Consider the following 19805-nt stretch of genomic DNA (forward strand, 5'->3'; position numbering starts at 1 on the left):
GTGCGCATGGTCAATAACAGCAAGGGCTGGTACGAGGGCCGGGCCTGATGAGCACTGAACAGCGCTTGCACAATCTTGCGCATTTCTCGGTGCGAGGGGCTGGCACGCCAGCATGCCCGGCGTAGCAGGGGGCGACGGAGGATTTATGTGGCAACTCGAACACCTACAGGTTTTCCAGAGCATGCACCGCTCGCCCAACGCCCGCCTGCAGCGCAGCGCCGAACTGGGTGACGGCCTGGCGGCGGCCGTGTGGAGCAACCGCCATGATGCCCGCGACTATCAGGCACCCAGCCATCACACGCTGTCCTGCTACCTGGCCGGCGGCACCGGCACCTTTCGCCGCGAAAGCCCGCACAGCAAGGGCGCGCCGGACAAGCTGTGCATCCTCCCGGCAGGGCATCAGTCGGCCTGGGTGATCAACGGTGAAATCCAGCTGGCCCACCTGTATATCAGCCAGGAGCAGTTCGCCCTGGCGGCCGTGCATCTACTGGACCGTGAGCCACGGGAACTGGAGCTGCGCGAAGGCACCTTTCTCGATGATGCGCAGCAGGCGCAGCGCTTTCGTCAGCTCAGCCAGCTGGATTGGTTAGAGCCGGCCGAACGCCTGCTCGGCAGCAGCCTGGCCCATGGCCTGATCAACCATGCCCTGCTATCTCAGGTGGGCCGCCGCGAAGGCCTGCGCCTGACCGGCGGCCTGGCCCCCAGCCAGCGCCGCCGAGTGCGCGAGTTTATCCAGGCCAACCTCAGTGAGCCGCTCAGCCTGGGCCAGTTGGCCGGGGTATGTGCGCTGTCCGAATACCACTTCGCGCGGATGTTCCAGCTCAGCTTCGGTCTGCCGCCGCACCGTTATGTGCTGGCGCAGCGCCTGCGCCAGGCTCGGCAACTGCTGCAACAGCGTAAATTGCCCCTGGCCGAAGTGGCCCTGGCTTGCGGCTTTGCCAGCGCCAGCCACTTCAACAACCGTTTCCGCCAGGCCTTCAGCACCACACCGGGGCAGTATCGCCAGGCATTCAGCGGCTAAGCACCTAATTCACTGCGAGCTGTGCCAGAATCCTCGGCTGTTCTCCAGATACGTCGCCGTTATGCCGACTCACACCTACTGCCTCGCAGGGCGCAGCTGATGCCCCTGGATCTGCTGCATATCCGCCAGGAAGACTGGCGCGCGGAATTCGGCGTGGGCGATCTGCAGCGCGGCCAGGGCTATGCCGCACAAGGTCGCAGCCGCCTGCTCAGCCTCAAGGACAGCACCCTGCTGGCCAGCTGCCGTGGCTCGGGCAGCCAAACCTATCAACAGCGCATCACCCTGCACCATTACGGCCAGGGCTGGGGCGTCACCGGCCATTGCAGCTGCCCGGTGGGCTTCAACTGCAAACACGTGGCCAGCGCCCTGCTCACCCTGCAAACCCAGCAGGAGCAAGGCGTCGACCTCTCGCCGCTGATCGTCAGCAGCCCAGAGGCCCGCGAAGAATGCCTGGACAACCTGCAACCTAGCCCGGTACTCAGCCTCGGCAGCCTGGTGCGCGTGCACTTCGATGCGCGCAAGGGCCGCATGCAGGAGCAGACCCAGCACCGCGCCGCCCTGGCCTTCGATTACCAGGGCCATCTGGCGTCGGGGAAGCAGGCTAAAGATCTGCTGATCAAGCAAAGCCCCACCCTCAGCCTGCGCATCGTGCGTAACCTGAATGGTGAACTGCTGCTGCGCAAACGCCTGGAGCAGACGGGCCTGCAAGTGGCCCTGCGGCAGAGCGAAGCGCTGCCGGAAAGCGCCGGCGAAGCCTACGAACAACCCAATGAGGCCGCCTGGCTGCAGTTTGTTCGCGAGCAATTGCCGCTGCTGCGTGAGGAAGGCTGGCAGATCCGCATGCAGCCGGACTTTCAGTTCAACCTCGCCGCCATCGATGACTGGTATGCCGAGGTCGAGGAAGACCCCGAGCAGAACTGGTTCGACCTGGAACTGGGGATCGAGATCGAAGGCCAGCGCATCAGCCTGTTGCCGATTCTGCTACAGGCCATCCGCCAAAAACCCTGGCTGCTCAATGGCGAGGCGCTGAACAAGCGCGACGACGATGAGGTACTGCTGGTCAGCCTGCCGCATAGCCACAAGCGCGTGGCTTTGCCGCTGGCACGACTGAAACCGCTGCTCGCAACCCTCGGCGAGCTGTTTGTGCGCGAGCCCGGCGAATCCAACCAGCGTCTGCGCCTGTCACGCCTGGATGCCGCACGACTGAATCACCTGCAGGAAGGCCCGGCCCTCAGTTGGCAAGGCGGCGGCCGGCTGCGCGAGTTCGCCGAGCGCCTGCAGCGCCTGGACAGCGCTAGCTTGCAGCCGCCCGCTGGCCTACAAGCGGAGCTGCGGCCTTATCAACTGCAAGGTCTGGCCTGGATGCAAGGGCTGGCCGAGCTGGACGTCGGCGGCCTGCTGGCCGATGACATGGGCCTGGGCAAAACTCTGCAGACCCTCGGCCATATCCTCTGCGAATTCAACGCCGGGCGTTTGCAGCAGCCGGCGCTGATCGTTATGCCCACCAGCCTGATTCCCAATTGGCAGGACGAAGCCGCGCGCTTCACCCCACAGCTCAAGGTACTGGCCCTGCACGGGCCGAAACGTCGCGCGCTGTTCAAGCAGATCGACCAACAGCAGATCATCCTCACCACCTACGCCCTGCTGCCACGCGACCTCAAGGCGCTGAGCGCACACAGCTACCGCCTGCTGATCCTCGACGAGGCGCAAAACATCAAGAACCCGCGCAGCAAGGCCGCCGTCGCTGCCGGGCAATTGCAGGCCGGACAACGCCTGTGCCTGACCGGCACGCCGCTGGAAAATCACCTGGGCGAGCTGTGGTCGCTGTTCAACTTTCTGATGCCCGGCTGGCTGGGTGACAGCAAGAGTTTTACCCGCGATTACCGCACGCCGATTGAAAAGAACGCCAACCAGCAGCGCCTGACCCACCTCACCGGGCGGATCAAACCCTTCGTCCTGCGCCGCACCAAGGAGCAGGTGGCCAGCGAGCTGCCGCCGAAAACCGAAATCACCCACTGGGTCGAACTCAGCGCGGCGCAGCGCGACCGCTACGAAACCCTGCGCCTGGCCATGGACCAGAAGGTCCGCGCAGAGATTGCCCGTCAGGGTTTGGCCCGCAGCCAGATCGTGATTCTCGAAGCACTGCTGCGTCTGCGTCAGGCCTGCTGCGACCTGCGCCTGCTCGGTGAGGAAGGCGACAGCAACCTGACCAGCGCGGATTCCGGCAAGCTCAGCGGCCTGCTGGAGATGCTCGAAGAGCTGTTCGCCGAAGGCCGGCGGGTGCTGCTGTTTTCGCAGTTCACCTCGATGCTGGCGCTGATCGAAGCCGAATTGCAGGCGCGCCATATTCCCTACGCCAAGCTCACCGGCAGCACCCAGGACCGCCGCACCCCGGTGCAGCAGTTCCAGGCCGGTACCCTGCCGATCTTCCTGATCAGCCTGAAAGCCGGTGGCTCGGGCCTGAACCTGACCGCCGCCGACACGGTGATCCACTTCGACCCCTGGTGGAACCCGGCCGCCGAAGCCCAGGCCAGCGACCGTGCCTACCGCATCGGCCAGGACAAGCCGGTGTTCGTCTACAAGCTGATCGCCCGTGGCAGCGTCGAAGAGAAGATCCAGCAGCTGCAGCAGGCCAAAGCCAACCTGGCCCGTGGCGTACTGGAAGGCGGCAGCCAGACCCAGCTGCAGCTCAGTGAAGACGACCTGCAGGCACTGTTTGCCCCGCTAGGCGACTGACTCGCCTTTAATCGTCACTCTGCGTATCGTCTTTCTCAGCCGCCTCATCGGCGCTATTGCGTTTGCGCCGCGGCCCATCGGCCTGCACTGCGGGGAAGCGTGAGGAGGCGTAGCGCACCACAAAAATCGCCACGGCCAGCAACAGAATCGCCCCAGAGACCATCACCACGCCCATGTCGGGTTTATGGTTGTGCGAGATGTCGGAAATCATCAGGCGGGTCAGCGCGGTAATCGCCACATAAATCATGAAGCGGATCGGCATGTGGTTGGTCTTGAAATAGATCCCCACCATCGCCGCCAATTCCAGGTAGATAAACAGCAGCAGGATGTCATCGACCGTGATATGGCCCTTGTCCAGCATGCCGAGAAAGGCCATGACCGCCGCCCAGGCGGTGATCGCGCCGATGGCGAACAGCGCCAGGTAGTGGAACGCCTCCATCAACAGATTGCCCAGCGACTCCGCCAACCCATGCATGCGCTCGCGCATCTGCTCGGCCCAGTTCTTGTTCACCACACAAACTCCTTGATCAGCGCGAGCAGGATGCTCGCTCTAGTTAAGCCAGACAGGAACAAAGCAGCGTTTAGAAGAAGCCGGCAGCCCGCGAAAAGGCACGGCAGGCCAGGGTACATCAGCCGGCCGGAGCACCTACATCCATGCCGGCTGGCCAGGCATAGCGCTGCTTGCCGGCCTCCTTGGCCTGGTACATCGCCGCGTCGGCCGCCGCCACCAGCCAGCGACGGTCTTCGCCGTGCTGCGGGTATTGGGCCATGCCAATGCTGACACTGACGCGCGCGTGCGGTAGGTCGCCCAGCAATGGCTGATCCAGAGCCGCCATCAAGCGCTGTGCCAGGCGCTCGATAGCCGGCGCGTCACCTTCAACGATCACCGCAAACTCGTCGCCCCCCAGGCGTGCCAGCACTTCACCTTCACGCACCTCCTGGCACCAGCGCTCGGCAATCGCCTTGAGCAGGCGGTCGCCAGCAGCGTGGCCGTATTCATCGTTGACCGGTTTGAAGCCATCCAGATCAAGGTACATCAGCCCTACTTTACGTTCCGCGCGCCGGGCCAGGGCCAGCGCCTGGTCAAGCGACTCGTTGAACACGCGACGGTTGGGCAGTTGTGTCAGCGGGTCGTGCTGTGATTCGAACGCCAAGCGTTTCAGCAACTCACCGCGCTCGCGCAAATCGCCACGCAGGTCGCGGTAGAGCAACACCAGCAGCGCGAGCATGGCCAACGCGATAGTGCCGCCGCCCCAGAGCATCACCCGCGAGCGTAACAACAGATCGGCGCGCTGCTGCTCCAGAGCCTGGGTGATGTGCGTCTCGAGCCTGGTGATATGCTGGCGCAACTCGTCCATATAGACCTTGCCGCGATTCAGCTGCATCAATTCGCGCGCGGCGCCGAAGCCTTTATTGCGCCGCAAGTCGATAATTTCATTGACCACCTGCATTTTCATCTCGGCAAGCCGCTCGATGGCCACCAGGTCGTCCTTGTGATCGGCCAGTGCGGGGGTGTTATGCAATCGCATAAGTTGCCCCTCCAGGCGTTCGCTGGCGTTGAGGTAGGGCTGCAGATAAGCCTCATTACCGGTCAGCAGGTAGCCACGCTGGCCGGTTTCGGCATCGGTGAGCAGCGACAGCGTGCCCGCCAGGCGGTACAACGCGCGGTGCAGGCTTTCCAGGTTGCGCCCGTCAACAATGTCTGCACGAATGCCCCAGATCGCGCCGACCACCACAAACAGACTCAAGTAAGCGATGGCCAGCAAGGCAAAGAGCTTACGTTCGATACGGCCTGCAAACGGCAGCATGGCGCACCTGCACAAGAGAGTGGGAAAACCGGCAAGAAGATGCGCGGATACTAGGCCGGGGCACGTCCCCCAGCAAGGCCAACAAATGGCAATGTGCCAGCAAACGTTTCAACATCGCGCGCAACCTCTAGCAAGCGCAGCACTGCGCCGCGAACGCCGGCACAGCCTAGATAGACAGCTTGATTGCGCGCCGGCAGAAGTGATTCGCCGGGGGCTCGCTTACCCGGCTTGAGCATGACTTAGTTTTTTGTAATTCACCGATAAATCTTACGTATTGGACAAGTAGCCGCTGAAAACGCATAACCAGCGGCCTGACCCTGCCGTCGATGCAATGGCGCGAGCCGGTGGTCAGCCCAGCGCTTTCACTTCGATTGGAGATTCGTCATGGCCTTACCTTCAACCCGCGCACGTCAAGCGCTACTCGCCGCTACCCTTGCCAGCAGCCTCGCCTGCGGACTGCTGCTGCCCAGCGCTGCCAGCGCCGCGCCAGTGGCTAAACAGCTGACGCAAGTGCCTGGCTTCTACCGCATGGCGCTCGGCGATTTCGAAGTGACCGCGCTCTACGACGGGTATGTCGACCTCGACAATAAACTGCTCAAAGGCGCCAGCGCCGAAACGATCCAGAACCTGCTGGCGAAGATGTTTATCGAGTCGAGCAAGGGTGTGCAGACCGCAGTCAACGCTTACCTGATCAACACCGGCAGCAACCTGGTATTGGTCGATACCGGCGCCGCGCAGTGCTTCGGGCCGACCCTTGGGGTGGTGCAAAACAACCTCAAAGCCGCCGGTTACCGCCTCGACCAGGTGGATACCGTGCTGCTGACCCACCTGCACCCCGATCACGCCTGCGGCCTGCTCAGCAAAGACGGTCAGGCGGCCTACCCGAATGCCACGGTATTCGTACCCAAGGCCGAAGCAGACTACTGGCTGAATGCCGAAATCGCCGCCAAGGCACCGCCCGCCAACCAGGGTTTCTTCAGCATGTCGCAAGCCTCGGTAGCGCCCTACTCCGCCGCCAACAAGCTGAAGGTCTACAGCCAGGGCGATACATTGGTAGCAGGCGTGAGCCTGGTAGCAACCCCGGGACACACGCCGGGACATAGTTCCTACCTATTCAGCTCCCAGGCCCAGAGCCTGCTGGTATGGGGCGATATCGTGCACAGCCATGCCGTGCAATTCGCCCAGCCCGAGGTGGTCATCGAGTTCGATGTCGACAGCCCGCAAGCCCTGCAAACCCGCAAACAGGTGTTCGCTGACGCCGCTCGCGACAAGCTCTGGATCGCCGGGGCGCACATGCCATTCCCCGGTATTGGCCACGTGCGTAGTGAAGGCGCTGGCTACGCCTGGGTACCGAGCGAATTCGGGCCACTGCGCAGCGACCGCTGATTCACGCACTCGCCGCCTGGGGCATTGTCCAGGCGGCATCTACTCACCCCGCCAGCGCCTTATTTGGCGATGTTCAGGCACGGCGTGGCGATTGCCGCTGTTCAAAACGGCGCGAGTTCTTTATGCTCGCCGACACTGTATGCATAAACAGTTTTCTTATAACCCATCAGCGTGAAGGCGTAGAGGTGATGAATGGCCGTCGAAGTGGTGTACCGCAGCAGCCGGGACTTGGAGCGTTTGTTTATGGATAAGGCCGAAGCCGATCGTCACGACAAGATGCTGGAGCTGGCCGAACTGCTCACCGAGGTGTTGCACAAGGCCGTACCCTCGCTAAGCGAGCAGCAGGGCGAGGAGTTGGGCATCTATATGGCGAAGAACCGCGAGATCTTTGCCAAGGCCTTCAAGAACCAGCCGGACGCTTTGAACGAGCTGGGTCAGGACGCCGAATAACCCGGGCAACCCTACAGGCCGGCGCGACATGCATAGGCTCTTTCTGTGTGAGAAACCCTCCCAGGCCAAGGACATCGCCAAGGTGCTCGGCGCCAACCGACGTGGCGATGGCTGTTGGCTGGGAAGCGATGTAACCGTGACCTGGTGCATCGGCCATCTGCTCGAGACCGCGCCGCCGGATGCCTACGACCCGCGTTACAAACGCTGGGTGCTGGCCGACCTGCCGATCGTTCCCGAGCACTGGAAGATGCGGGTCAAAGCCAAGACCGCCAGCCAGTTCAAGGCGGTGAAGCGCCTGCTCGGCGAAGCCCGCGAACTGGTGATCGCCACCGACGCCGACCGTGAGGGCGAGATGATCGCCCGCGAATTGGTCGAACATTGTCGCTACCGTGGGCCGATTCAGCGCCTGTGGCTGTCGGCGCTGGACGATACGTCGATCCGCAAGGCCCTGGCGGCGCTCAAGCCGGGGGCGGAGACCTTCAGCCTCTACCATTCGGCCCTGGGCCGCTCGCGCGCCGACTGGTTGATCGGCATGAATATGAGCCGGCTGTTCACCCTGCTCGGCCGCCAATCCGGTTATCAGGGCGTATTACCGGTGGGCCGGGTGCAAACGCCGACGCTACGGTTGGTGGTGGACCGCGACCGCAGCATCGCCGACTTCGTGCCGGTGGCTTACTGGGCCATCGAGGTGGCGCTACTGGCCGATGGCAGCAGCTTCAACGCCCAGTGGCGCGTCCCCGAGGATGCCTGCGACGAGCAAGGCCGCTGTTTGAACCCGGCGCTGGCGCAACAGGCTGCCGCGGCCATCGGCAATGCCGCCAGTGCGCGGGTGGTCAAGCTGCGCACCGAGCGCATGGGCGAGGCGCCGCCGCTGCCGTTCGACCTGGGCACGCTGCAGGAAGTCTGTTCGAAGAAGCTCGGCCTCGGCGCCCAGGAAACCCTGGATATCGCCCAGGCGCTGTATGAAACCCACAAGCTCATCACCTACCCGCGCAGCGATTGCGGTTACCTGCCGCTAAGCCAGCATGGCGAGGCGCCGGCGATTCTCCAAGCCTTGGGCCGGGGCGATCCGGGCCTGGCCGAACTGCTGCCGCACCTCGATGCGCAGCGCCGCTCGCGGGCCTGGAACGACGGCAAAGTCAGCGCCCACCACGGCATTATCCCCACGGCTGCGGCGCTGAGTCTGGATCGACTGGTCGGCAAGCAGCGCGCCGTCTATGCGCTGATCCGCGCGCGCTATCTGGCGCAGTTTCTGCCCAACCATGAATATGACCGCAGCCAGGCGGATTTTACCTGCGCCGGCCAGGCCCTGCGGGCGGTGGGCAAAGTGATAGTCGAGTCTGGCTGGCGGCGTGCCCTGCCGGAAGCCCTGACACCCGGCAAAGGTCGCGAAACCCAGCCAGCGCAGCCCTTGCCGGCGTTGCGCGAGGGCCAGGACTGCGCGGTGGCCGGTGTCACCCTCAAGGACCTCTGGACCCAACCGCCCAAGCCCTTTACCGAGGGCGACCTGATCAAGGCGATGAAAAACGTCGCCAAGCTGGTGGACGACCCGCGCCTCAAGCAGAAGCTCAAGGACACCACCGGCATCGGCACCGAGGCAACCCGTGCCGGGATCATTCAGGGCCTGCTCGACCGCGGCTACCTGCGCAAACAGGGCAAGGCGCTGGCGGCCACCCCGGCGGCCTTCAGCCTGATCGATGCGGTGCCGCGCGCCATCGCCGACCCCGGCACCACGGCCATCTGGGAGCAGGCGCTGGATATGGTGCAGAGCGGCGAGATGAGCCTGGAAGAGTTCGTCGGCAAACAGTCGGCGTGGATGAGCAAGCAGGTGCAGCGCTGCGTCAGCTTGCGCATAAGTATCAGCGCCCCGGCGAGCCCAGCTGCTGCAGCGCCCTGGAAGAAGAAACGCAAGACCGCGCCGCGCAAGGCATCCGCAAGCAAGGGCAGCGCCGCCGGCAAACGCGCGGCCAAACCGACCAGCCGCACTTAAACAGCGTATTAGCGCTGACTGCTCAGGCGGGTGGGCCGTCCTGGCAACACTCGCCCATGACAAAACTCAGGGCCTGCTGCAAGCGGGCGAAATCGACCCGGCTGAAGACTTCACGACCGTCGCGCTGCTGCGTGAGCACGCCAGCCTGCACCATGCAGTTGAGATGGTGGGCCAGGGTCGAGCGGGGAATGCCGATGCGTTCCTGCAATTGGCCGAAGTTGAGCCCGGCCGGACCGCTACGCACCAGCGTACGGAAGACCTGCAGACGCAGCGGATTTCCCAGCGCCTCGAGGCAAGATGCGACTTCATTGATTTCCATGCGGCGCAGAATAGACAGCCGGGCCGAGGCATGCAACTATATAACTAGAATTCTAGTTATATAGTCATTAAGTGAAAGCGACGGCACCCTGCCGTCCGGGAGTCTGTGGTGAATAAGTCCGCTTTACGCTTCGTCGCCGGTAACGGCCTGCTCGACCGCCGCGCCTTTCTCAAAAGCGGTTACGGCCTGACCCTTGCCACCGCCCTGGGCTTGTCGCCGGCAGGCCGGGCTCTGGCCGCAAGCGAACCGCCGATGCCGGCCTGGATGACCAGCCTGGGCGGCGCCGACAGCGCGTACGGCAGCCCCGCGGTCCATGAACGCCAGGTGTTGCGCCAGCTTCAACCCACTACCGCGCAGACCGCCGGTTTCAGCATCTGGCATTCACCATTGCAGCATCAGCGCGGCAGCATCACGCCCAGCGGCTTGCACTTCGCGGTGCATCACAACGGTATTCCGGCCATCGACCCCGAACGCCATCGGCTGATGATTCACGGCCTGGTCGAACGCCCACTGCAGTTCGACCTGCAGCGCCTGATGCGCTACCCCATGGTCTCGCGCATCCAGTTTCTCGAGTGCGCGGGCAACACCGCCGCCAATGCCATCTCGCCGACGGCGCGCAATGCCGACTGCCAGGAGCTGTTCGGCCAGGTCTCGGGCGCGGAATGGACCGGCGTGCCGCTGTCCTACCTGCTGCGCGAAGCGGGGGTGAAAACCGAGGCGCGCTGGGTGATCTGCGAGGGTGCCGACGGCGGTTCGCACAGCCGCAGCCTGCCGCTGAGTAAGTTGATGGATGACGCCATCATCGCCTTCTACCAGAACGGCGAGCGCCTGCGGCCTTCCCAGGGCTATCCGCTGCGGCTGTTCGTGCCGGGCTGGGAAGGCAATGTCAGCGTCAAATGGCTGCACCGCCTGGAGGTCAGCGACAGTCCGGTGTTCAGCAAGGACGAGTCGGGCCTCTACACGCGCATTCTCAAAGGCGGCGATATTCTCGCGTTCGGCTTCCCCATGGAGGTCAAGTCGGTGATCACCCACCCCAGCGGTTTGCAGCAATTGCCCGAGCTAAAAGGTTTCTACGAGATATCCGGGCTGGCCTGGTCCGGCCTGGGGCGCATCGCCAAGGTCGAGGTGTCTGCCGACAACGGTCAGACCTGGGCGCTGGCACAGTTGCAGGCGCCGGTGCTGGACAAGTCGCTGACCCGCTTCAGCATCCCCTGGCAATGGACGGGCGCGGCCACCACCCTGCTCAGCCGCGCCACCGACGAACATGGCAACACCCAGCCGACCCGCAGCGAATGGCGCAGCCGTTACGCCGCCCACTCGTTCAACCATTACAACGCCATCCAGGCCTGGCGGGTGAGCAACGAAGGCGAGGTGGAAAATGCATATGCGTAGTTTATGGCTGCTACTGGCGCTGACTGGCAGTGCGGCGGCGCAGCCGCTGATCGACTTCGGCCAGCCGTTATCGCAGCAAACCATTGAGCGCTATGCCATCAGCGTATTCCCCGATGGGCGCAACCTGCCCCCGGGCCAGGGCAGCGTGCGCCAAGGTGGCGAGCTGTATGCCAACCAGTGCGCCGCCTGCCACAGCGCCAATGGCAAACAAGGCCCGGCGGCGCGTCTGGTGGGCAGCGACGGCTTTTTCAGCTTCGACGACCCGCTGCGGATTCTGCGCATCAGCGAGCACCCCTTGTTGCTGCTCTCGGTGGGCGGCCAGTGGCCTTACGCCACCAGCCTCTTCGACTACACCCGCCGGGCCATGCCGCACTATGCGCCGAAGAGCCTGAGCGACGATCAGGTATATGCCGTCACCGCCTATATCCTGCACCTCAATGGCCTGCTGGACGAAACTGCCGTGCTCGACCAGCACAGCCTGCCCAAGGTCGAAATGCCCGGACGCAAGCGCCTGCGTTGGGCGAATGTGGCGCCTGAATAGCCGGACTCAATCCTCAGGTGCCTCCAGCGCCTGCACCAACGCCTTGAGAAACCGCGCCGCCTCGCCGCCGGTGACCGCGCGGTGGTCGAAGGTCAGCGACAGCGGCAGTATCGGGTGCACCACGACTTTGCCGTCCACTGCCACCGGCTCGTCGCGGATGCCGCCGGCACCGATAATCGCCACTTGCGGCGGAATCACAATGGGGTTGGCGTAGCGGCCGAACAGGGTGCCGAAGTTGGACAGGGTGAGGGTCGCACCCATCATTTCCTGGGGCGGAATGGAGCGCGCCTTGACGTCCGCACGCAGGCTCGCCACTCCATTTTTCAGGTCCTCGGCGCTGCGCGCGCCGACGTTGCGCAGCACCGGCACGAACAGACCGTCCGGGGTGTCCACGGCGATACCCAGGTCCAGCTGTGGGTGCTGTTTGAGCGACAGCGACTTGCCGTCGAACCAGCTGTTAAGCAGCGGCTCGACCTGGCAGGCGGCGGCGATGGCCTGGGCGATCCTTACCAGCGGATCGCGCGCCTGGGGCCAGCGGTGCAGGTCGGCGTCGCCGACGATAAACACCGGTACCACCTCGGCGTGGGAGCGGGCCATATTGATCGCCATGCTGCGGCGTACACCGCGCACTTTCTCCCCGCCGAATTTATCCCGGGCGTTCTGGGTTGCCGCCTCGACATCGGCACGGGTGATCAGGCCATCCGTACCGCTGCCGCTAAGGTTGCCCAGGTCGACGCCCAGTTGCCGTGCCAGCTGGCGCACCGCCGGAGTCGCCCGCGGCGCCAGGTGTTCGCGGGTGGACGGCGCAGCGCCGACGAAGAAACTGTCGGCCTGCGCCCCGCCGCCGCCCTCCAGACGGCCGACCACGGTGCCGGCATCGGCCTCGCCCTCGTAGGCCACCAGCGGCTCGCCGACATGCAGCAGGTCGCCTGCGGCGCCGAAGGTCTTGAGCACCACGCCGTCATAGGGCGCGGGGATATCGACGATGGCCTTGGCGGTTTCCACCGACACCAGCAATTGATCGGCCTTGACCGTATCGCCGGCCTTGACGTGCCATTCGACGATCTCGGCCTCCTGCAGCCCTTCGCCCAGGTCGGGCAGTTTGAAATACTTCATGGGGTTCTCCTGATCCACTTCCAGCCATGCCACCCTCTCCCCAGCCCTCTCCCATAAATGGGAGAGGGGGCCATCCCGCAGCGCGCCACGGATCGCGATACGCCCCTCCCCCGCCTGCGGGAGAGGGGCCGGTGGAGAGGGCCGCGTTCAGGCGTAATTGAGCACCGCCTCGCAGGCCGCGACTATGTCCTCCACCCCGGGGATATACAGCTGCTCCAGGCGATACAGCGGCGGCGGGATATCCGGCGCGGTGACCCGCTGGATCGGTGCCTGCAGATCGAGCAGCGCGCGCTCGTAGAGGCTGGCGGCGATCTCCGCGCCAACCCCGCAGCTCTTCGGCGCTTCGTGGACGATCACGCAGCGCCCGGTCTTGCGCACCGAAGCCTCCAGGGTGTGCATGTCCAGCGGCTTGATGCAGGCCACGTCGATCAGCTCCACGGATATCCCGCGTGCAGCCAGTTGCGCGGCGGCCTGCAGGCATTCGTGAATGCTCGCGCCCCAGCTGATCAGGCTCAGGTCGCTGCCCTCGCGCAGGGTGAAACAGCAGTCCAGGGGCAGGCGCTTACCGTCGTCGTGCAACTCCTGGGGGTTCATCCGATAGAGCCGGGTCGGTTCGAGGAAGATCACCGGGTCGGGGTCGTCGATGGCTGCCAGCAACAGGCCATAGGCCCGTGCCGGCGACGAGGGGATGACCACGCGCAGGCCGGGAATATGGGCGAACAGTGCCTCGGTGCTCTCGCTGTGATGTTCCGGGGCACGGATGCCGGCACCCATCGGCGTGCGCAGCACCATTGGGCAAGTGAGGCGGCCACGGGTGCGATTGCGCATGCGGCTGGCGTGGCTGACCAGGTGATCCAGCGCCGGGTAGATAAAGCCCATAAACTGGATTTCCATTACCGGTTTCAGGCCCTGGGCAGCCATGCCCACCGCCAGGCCGGCGATCATGGTTTCCGCCAGGGGTGTGTCGATCACCCGCTTGATCCCGAAGGTCTCGCGCAGCCCGGCGGTGGCGCGGAACACCCCACCGTTGACGCCGATATCCTCGCCGAGCAGGACCACATTCTCGTCTTCGTACATGGCCCGGTGCAGGGCCAGATTGACCGCCTCCAGCAGGCTGACTTTCTGCTCACTCATGACCGGCCTCCCGGCGCCGTTCGGCGCGCTCGCGCAGCATCTCGCGCTGCTCGGCCAGGGCCGCCGGCCACTGCCCATAGACATACTCAAGGGCCGCCTCGGCAGGCGGCTCGCCGACCGCCTCGAAAGCCTCCACCGCCTGCTGCACCAGAGCCTGGCACTCGCCTATCAGGGCCTGCTCGCGGCCCTCGTCCCACAGCCCCTGACTGACCATAAAGGCCTGCAGGCGCTTGATCGGCTCTTCCTGCCAGGCCTGCTTGACCTCGGCAGCATCGCGGTAGCGGGTGGCGTCATCGGCGGTGGTGTGGTCGCCCAGGCGGTAGCTCAGGCACTCCAGCAGCACCGGGCCCTTGCCGTGGCGGGCGCGTTCCAGGGCCGCCTGCATGCGCGCATAGACGGCCAGCACATCGTTGCCATCCACCTGCTCACCGGCAAAGCCGGCGCCCAGGGCCTTCTGCGCCAGGGTCGCGGCGCCGCACTGGATACGCCGCGGCACCGAGATGGCCCACTGGTTGTTGTTGACCACAAAGACCACCGACAGCTGCCAGGCGCCGGCCACGTTCAGCGCTTCGAGAAAATCACCCTTGCTGGTGGCGCCATCGCCGCAGGTGGTCACCGCCACCCGGTGCTGGCCACGTATCTTGAAGGCACTGGCCACCCCGCAAGCATGCAGGGCCTGGGTGGCGATGGGCACGCAGAGGGGGAAGTCCTCGGCCACCGCCGGGTCGGCATAGGCGCTGCCGCGTTCGTCGCCGCCCCAGTACAGGAGGATTTCTTCCATGCGTACACCGCGCATCAGCTGCACCGCGGTGTCGCGGTAATAGGGCACCAGCACGTCCTCGGCCTGCATCAGCGCGCCGATGGCCACGCCTATGGCCTCCTGGCCCAGGGTCGGCGCATAGGTGCCGATACGTCCGGTGCGCTGCAGGGCCACGGCCTTCTGGTCGAACAGGCGGGTCAGCACCATCTGCCGGTACAGGCGCGCCAGCAGGTCGGGTTGAGTGGTCCAGGCCGGCAGCTCGGCCACTGGGCAGCCCTGGGGATCAATCAGGCGGGTATAGGGCAGGTTCAGGTTGTCAGGCATGGCGGTACTCCTCGACATCTTGTGGATGTCCACTGAGCGGCGGGCTTGTGGCCCGCAGCGGTTTCAGTGCGCCCCTCAGGGGCCGTAAAGCAGACGCTCGGCCAAATCATCGGCCACCCGCGAAGGCGGCCGCTTGTCGGCCTGGGCATGGGCGTAGATTTCGGTCAGGCGCAGGCTGATCTGGCTCAGGTGGTTAGTAATGGCCAGCAGACTTTCGCCGCGATGGCGCAGGGCGACATAGATCAAGCCGCCGGCGTTGATCACGTAATCCGGCGCATAGAGAATGCCGCGGGCCTGCAGGGTGTCGGCCACATCGCTGCTGGCCAACTGGTTGTTGGCCGCCCCGGCCACCGCCGAGCAGCGCAGCTGGCTGGCCGTCTGGCCATTCAACACGCCACCCAGGCCGCAGGGCGCGAGGATGTCGCAGGGGGTGGTGAGCAGTGCCTCGCTGGCCACCGGGTGGGCACCCAGCTGCTCCACCGCCAGTTGCACCCGGCCCGTATCCAGGTCGCTGACCAGCAGTTCGGCACCGGCGGCGTGCAGTTGCTCGGCCAGGGCATAGCCGACATGCCCTAACCCCTGGATGGCCACGCGCAACCCTTCCAGATTGTCGCCGCCGAGGCGCGCCATGGCGGTGGCGCGAATTCCGGTGAACACGCCCATGGCCGTATGCGGCGACGGATCGCCCTCGGCGGTGGTGCTGGTGACGTGCTGGGTGTGCTGGGCGATGCAGTCCATATCGGCGCTGGAGGTGCCGCTGTCCATGGCGGTGATGTAATGGCCGTTAAGGGTTTCGATAAAGCGCCCGAAGGCCTCGAACAGCGCGCCACGGTTGTCCACATGGGCCGGGCGGATAATCACCGCCTTGCCGCCACCATGGGCCACGCCGGCCAGCGCCGCTTTGTAGCTCATGCCCTTGGCCAGGCGCAGCACATCTTCGATGGCGCTGTGAGTGTCGGCGTAGGGCAGGTAACGACAGCCGCCCAGCGCAGGGCCCAGGCGACTGTTGTGGATGGCGATCATGGCCTGCAGACCGGTCAACGGATCCACGGCGAAGTGCAACGACTCCAGCCGGGCGGTTTCCATCATGGCGAACATGCTGTGGCTCCCGTACTGATTTGCCACTCAGTATAGGCAGTGGCGCTGCCGACACCCGTCCGGCGGTCAGTTGCAACCTGGCGTCCGCACTACAATTCACTGGACGAAGCCCCGGCGCTTGACTACAAAGCCAGAGACATCGGGAGATTGCTATGAGCCCACGCGCCGCCTGCCTTGCCTGTCTGGAGCTAAACCCGCCTGCGCTGTTCGAGGCGGCACTGTGGATTGCCGTGGAGCACCAGCCAACGCTGCAACCGGCCGAGGTGCTGCAACGCCTCAACGGTTTGCAACAGCAGGTCAGTCAGGGCTTGCCCAATCTACCCGTCCAGGAACTGGCGCAACCGCTGCTGCGCCGGCTGAGTGAGCTGGACTTCCATGAAGACGACGAACGCCCGCTGCAGCCAAGGGCGGCGCTGCTGGATCAGCTGTTGCTGCGCCGCCGTGGCCAGCCGTTATCCCTGGCCCTGCTCGCGCTGGAGCTGGCTGGGCGCCTGGCGATCCCGCTGCAGGGGGTGAGTTTTCCCGGGCACTTTCTGCTGCGCGTACCGGGCGCCGATCACCTGCTCGACCCGTGCAGCGGCCGCCGCCTGTATACCCGTGAATGCCGCGAGCTGCTGCAACGCCACTTAGGCCCGACTGCCGAGTTAAGCGCCAGCCAGCTGCAGCCCTGCGATGCGCGCAGCATGTTGCAGCGCCTGTCGCGCAACCTGCGGCAACTGCATCAACTGGATGATGACCCACTGGCCGCGCTGCGCGATGCCGAGCGCGTGCTGCTGCTCGGCACACCGACCCTGCATGACCACCTGGCCCGCGCGGAGATTTATCGACTGCTCGATTGTCCGCAGGGCGAGCGCTTCGATCTGCAGTGCGCCCTGCTGCTCAGCGATGATCCGGCGCAGCACCTGCAACTTAACCAGCGCCTGCGCCTACTGAACGCCAGCCCGGCGCTGCATTAGAAAAAGCCCAACGCCTTGGCCTTGGCCACCGCCTGCGTGCGCCGCGCCACGCCCAGCTTGCCGTTGATCCGCCGGGCGTGGGTCTTCACCGTGTGCAGGGAAATAAACAGTTGCTCGGCCACTTCCTGGTTGGACAGCCCCTGGGCGATCAGGCCGAGTACCGCCAGCTCGCGGCTGCTCAGGGCATTGGCGCTGGCGGCAGGCGCCTGAGTCGATGCCTCATCGGTCTGCATGACCACCCGAAACCATGGGCACTGATAACCCAAGCGCTGCTGCAGCGCCTGGCCACTCTGGCGGGCGTCTGCGGCGCCAGCGTTATCGCCGAAGGCTGCGCAGGCGTCGCCATAACTGAGCCACAACTCGCTCGCCAGCGCCTGCCGGCCCTGGGCTGAGACCCGCTCCAGCAACCGCCGCAGAGGCGCGCGCACATCCGCTCCCTGCTCGCGATCCAGTTGCAGCAGCAGCGCCTGAAAACGCGGAATCAGCTCGGGGAAGTTGGGGGTTGGCAGCACCGCCTTGACTCGCCGCTCATAACCCAGCACCCGCGTGGCCGCTTCCCGCGCACGCTGGCGATGGCCCTGGGCGATCCACAGGTGACTGCTGGCCAGTAACAGCGTGCCGCGGTACAGGGTTTCAGTGACATGCTGACGCTGCATCAGCCGCTCCGCCTGCGCCAGGTGGGCAAACGCGGCAGCAATATCGCCGCCGCCCATGGCCAGTTCGGCCAGGCCGAGATAACCGTGAAACGCTGCAGGATCACCACAGTTGAGCGCATTATCCAGGCCTGTTTGCAACCAGACGCGGGCGTCCTCACGACGCCCCTGGCGCACCAGCAAACGCCCCAGACGCAGTTGAATTCGCCCCAGCGCCGGGGTATTGCGCAGCGTCGCCTGCTCGGTCGCGGTCAGCACCCGCTGCAGCAAGGCTTCGGCGCGGGCAAATTCACCCCGCGTCTCCAGCAGCAGGGCGTGGTCCAGCTCCAGCAAGGCTTCAAACACCGGGTTGCCATGCAGGCGCGCCTGCTTCAAGGCTTCGAAGCTGAGCTTGTGCGCCACCTCCAGCTGACCTTCACCAATGGCCACCAGGGTCAATGCCGAACGGCATAGCAGCGCCTGCGCCCACGCACTTTGCGGCAGCCCCTGCAGGGCCTCATGCAGGTGGCTGCGGGCATCCACGGCACAGACTCGGCCGAAGGCGATGATGCCCTGGATGGCCTGCCAGTGAGCGAACAGCTCGCGGGTCCGCGCCCCGTCACTGCGCGGTTGAAAGCGCGCCAGCTGGTTGATACAGCTCTGCGCCTCATCCAGGCGGCCGACCAGCAGCAACACCCAGGCGTTGAGCAGAATCAGTCGCGGCGTGCTGCACAGCAGGCTGTCCGGCAACTCGCTGCGCCAGCGCAGAATCAGCGCCAGGTCCTGACCCTGCAGCACCTGCTCCTCGGTAAAGCGCTCAAGAAAACTGCCGGCTACCTCCGGTTGCCCGGCCAGCAAGGCATGCTCCACCGCCGCACGAATATCGCCATGGCCGGCAAACCACTGGCTGGCATGCACATGCAGGGCGCTGCATGGCAGATGCGACGCCTGCCGCTGCAGCAGCCGGGCCAGCGGCGGAAACAGCCCATACCAGCCCTTGGCGGCGTCCAACTCCTGGATAAACACCCCGCGGTCGATCAGCGCGCGTAACCACTGCGCGCCTTCGCCCACACCAAACAGGTGATCACACAGTGCCGGATTGAAGCGCGGCAGCTGGGCCAGTTGCTGGAGCATCTGCAACAGCTCATCGGGCAACCCTTGCAACACTTCGCGCTGGACATACTCGACCAGCAGCTGGTCATGCTCACCATCCTGCGGCGCGCTCAGCACAGTCGGCTCGGTCTGGGCCGCTAGCAGACGCAGGCGCAAGGCCGCAGGCCAGCCCTGGGTCAACTCATGCAGCTCGGGCGCCCAGGCGCTGCGGGCAGGGTCCAGCTGCTGCAACCAGGCCAGCACCTGCGCTTCGCTAAAGGCCAGCTCGCTGGCGCCCAGTTCGAGCAACTCGCCTTCCAGCAGCAAACGCGAAAGATTGCAAACCGGCCGCCGCCGGCTACCCAGCCACCAGCAGATGCCGGGCGGGGTGACCATCAGCAGTTGATTAAGAAAGTCATCGAGGGCGTGATTGGGTTGCGCCGGGTAATCATTGAGCATGATCCACAGCGGCCGCGACTCCTGCGCCAGGGTCGCCAGCAGCTCGCCGCTGCTGAGGTCTGCGGGATAATCGAGCAGCTTGCCGAGCTGCTGAGCCAGTTGCTCAGCATGCAGACCTGCGCCAGCGCAGGTCAGCCAGAGCAGGCGGTAATGGCCCGGGCACTGACGCGCGCAATCGGCCAGCAGGACGGTCTTGCCAAAGCCGGCCGGGCCAACCAGCAAGCGCAGACGACAGTCTTGCACCAGCAGCCGCTGCTGCAGGGCTAGCCGGGAGATATGCCCCGGCGGTGGGCGTTGCACGCTGCCACAGACCGACGCTGCGGCGCTCAGCGGGAAAGGCGCTAATGCGTTCATGACGGCTCGTTTTATTGTTCTTGCAGGAACCGGATGCTTGCAGGCTAATCCTCAATACCGATGACTCACAGCTCTATCACAGCAGGTGATGGCCGGTGATAAAAAGGCGCCGGGGCCGTTCTGTATTGAGTCGTGCAGGAGCTAGGCGACGCCTGATGCGCACAACTCCGTGGCTTAGCCGCGAACCAGGGCCAGGCCCACAACGCCACCCCCACCCGCGGCAACCAAGCACAACAG

At 65.0% G+C, this 19805-nt stretch carries 16 protein-coding genes; 8 read left to right on the forward strand and 8 right to left on the reverse strand.

Annotated features, from left to right (window positions below; translation table 11 throughout):
- The first annotated feature begins 145 nt into the window (after positions 1 to 145).
- Complete coding sequence (locus WA145_RS08645; RefSeq protein WP_422581187.1) at positions 146 to 1021, forward strand: helix-turn-helix domain-containing protein; 876 nt, start codon at positions 146 to 148, stop codon at positions 1019 to 1021.
- Positions 1022 to 1120: 99 nt separating this feature from the next.
- Positions 1121 to 3757 (forward strand): DEAD/DEAH box helicase, encoded by a 2637-nt coding sequence (locus WA145_RS08650; protein ID WP_422581188.1) that lies wholly within the window; start codon positions 1121 to 1123, stop codon positions 3755 to 3757.
- A gap of 7 nt (positions 3758 to 3764) precedes the next feature.
- On the opposite strand, the gene WA145_RS08655 is transcribed toward WA145_RS08650, so the two are convergent.
- The gene (locus WA145_RS08655; RefSeq protein WP_422581305.1) at positions 3765 to 4244 is read right to left on the reverse strand and encodes a phosphate-starvation-inducible protein PsiE; all 480 of its coding nucleotides are present in this window, start codon (positions 4242 to 4244) and stop codon (positions 3765 to 3767) included.
- 142 nt (positions 4245 to 4386) lie between these two features.
- Positions 4387 to 5565, reverse strand: coding sequence for a diguanylate cyclase domain-containing protein (locus WA145_RS08660; protein WP_422581189.1), 1179 nt, complete (start codon positions 5563 to 5565; stop codon positions 4387 to 4389).
- Between the two features lie 384 nt (positions 5566 to 5949).
- Here WA145_RS08660 and WA145_RS08665 point away from each other — a divergent pair, with 384 nt between their 5' ends.
- The 3 genes from WA145_RS08665 to WA145_RS08675 all read left to right on the forward strand — a co-directional run bounded on the left by WA145_RS08665 (position 5950) and on the right by WA145_RS08675 (position 9391).
- Positions 5950 to 6951, forward strand: coding sequence for an MBL fold metallo-hydrolase (locus tag WA145_RS08665; protein WP_422581190.1), 1002 nt, complete (start codon positions 5950 to 5952; stop codon positions 6949 to 6951).
- A gap of 192 nt (positions 6952 to 7143) precedes the next feature.
- Entirely contained in the window at positions 7144 to 7401 is a 258-nt protein-coding gene (locus WA145_RS08670; protein WP_422581191.1) for a YebG family protein, read from the forward strand.
- A 28-nt stretch (positions 7402 to 7429) separates the two neighbouring features.
- Positions 7430 to 9391 (forward strand): DNA topoisomerase III, encoded by a 1962-nt coding sequence (locus WA145_RS08675; RefSeq protein ID WP_422581192.1) that lies wholly within the window; start codon positions 7430 to 7432, stop codon positions 9389 to 9391.
- Between the two features lie 22 nt (positions 9392 to 9413).
- Here the strand turns inward: WA145_RS08675 and WA145_RS08680 are convergent, their stop codons facing one another.
- On the reverse strand, positions 9414 to 9710 hold the full coding sequence (locus tag WA145_RS08680; protein ID WP_422581193.1) for an ArsR/SmtB family transcription factor: 297 nt from the start codon (positions 9708 to 9710) through the stop codon (positions 9414 to 9416).
- Positions 9711 to 9818: 108 nt separating this feature from the next.
- Here WA145_RS08680 and soxC point away from each other — a divergent pair, with 108 nt between their 5' ends.
- Both soxC and WA145_RS08690 read left to right on the forward strand, forming a co-directional pair.
- Positions 9819 to 11102: a sulfite dehydrogenase gene (gene soxC, locus WA145_RS08685; protein WP_422581194.1), complete on the forward strand. Its 1284-nt coding sequence runs from the start codon at positions 9819 to 9821 to the stop codon at positions 11100 to 11102.
- Positions 11095 to 11643 (forward strand): c-type cytochrome, encoded by a 549-nt coding sequence (locus WA145_RS08690; protein WP_422581195.1) that lies wholly within the window; start codon positions 11095 to 11097, stop codon positions 11641 to 11643. Before soxC ends, WA145_RS08690 begins: the two co-directional genes overlap by 8 nt.
- Before the next feature lie 6 nt (positions 11644 to 11649).
- On the opposite strand, the gene WA145_RS08695 is transcribed toward WA145_RS08690, so the two are convergent.
- The 4 genes from WA145_RS08695 to WA145_RS08710 form a co-directional block, all read right to left on the reverse strand.
- Positions 11650 to 12759, reverse strand: a complete 1110-nt coding sequence (locus WA145_RS08695; RefSeq protein WP_422581196.1) for a dihydrolipoamide acetyltransferase family protein — start codon at positions 12757 to 12759, stop codon at positions 11650 to 11652.
- A gap of 147 nt (positions 12760 to 12906) precedes the next feature.
- On the reverse strand, positions 12907 to 13893 hold the full coding sequence (locus WA145_RS08700; RefSeq protein ID WP_422581197.1) for an alpha-ketoacid dehydrogenase subunit beta: 987 nt from the start codon (positions 13891 to 13893) through the stop codon (positions 12907 to 12909).
- Positions 13886 to 14977 (reverse strand): pyruvate dehydrogenase (acetyl-transferring) E1 component subunit alpha, encoded by a 1092-nt coding sequence (gene pdhA / locus WA145_RS08705; RefSeq protein WP_422581198.1) that lies wholly within the window; start codon positions 14975 to 14977, stop codon positions 13886 to 13888. The genes WA145_RS08700 and pdhA overlap by 8 nt, the downstream gene beginning before the upstream one ends.
- 75 nt (positions 14978 to 15052) lie before the next feature.
- Complete coding sequence (locus WA145_RS08710) at positions 15053 to 16075, reverse strand: Leu/Phe/Val dehydrogenase (protein ID WP_422581199.1); 1023 nt, start codon at positions 16073 to 16075, stop codon at positions 15053 to 15055.
- 152 nt (positions 16076 to 16227) lie between these two features.
- Between WA145_RS08710 and WA145_RS08715 the strand changes: the two genes are divergently transcribed.
- Positions 16228 to 17031 (forward strand): transglutaminase family protein, encoded by an 804-nt coding sequence (locus WA145_RS08715; protein ID WP_422581200.1) that lies wholly within the window; start codon positions 16228 to 16230, stop codon positions 17029 to 17031.
- Here WA145_RS08715 and WA145_RS08720 read toward each other — a convergent pair.
- The gene (locus WA145_RS08720) at positions 17028 to 19568 is read right to left on the reverse strand and encodes a LuxR C-terminal-related transcriptional regulator (protein WP_422581201.1); all 2541 of its coding nucleotides are present in this window, start codon (positions 19566 to 19568) and stop codon (positions 17028 to 17030) included. The two genes, WA145_RS08715 and WA145_RS08720, sit on opposite strands and share 4 nt — an antisense overlap.
- Between the last annotated feature and the right edge of the window lie 237 nt (positions 19569 to 19805).

This window comes from Pseudomonas sp., assembly GCF_049301935.1.
Classification (GTDB): domain Bacteria; phylum Pseudomonadota; class Gammaproteobacteria; order Pseudomonadales; family Pseudomonadaceae; genus Aquipseudomonas.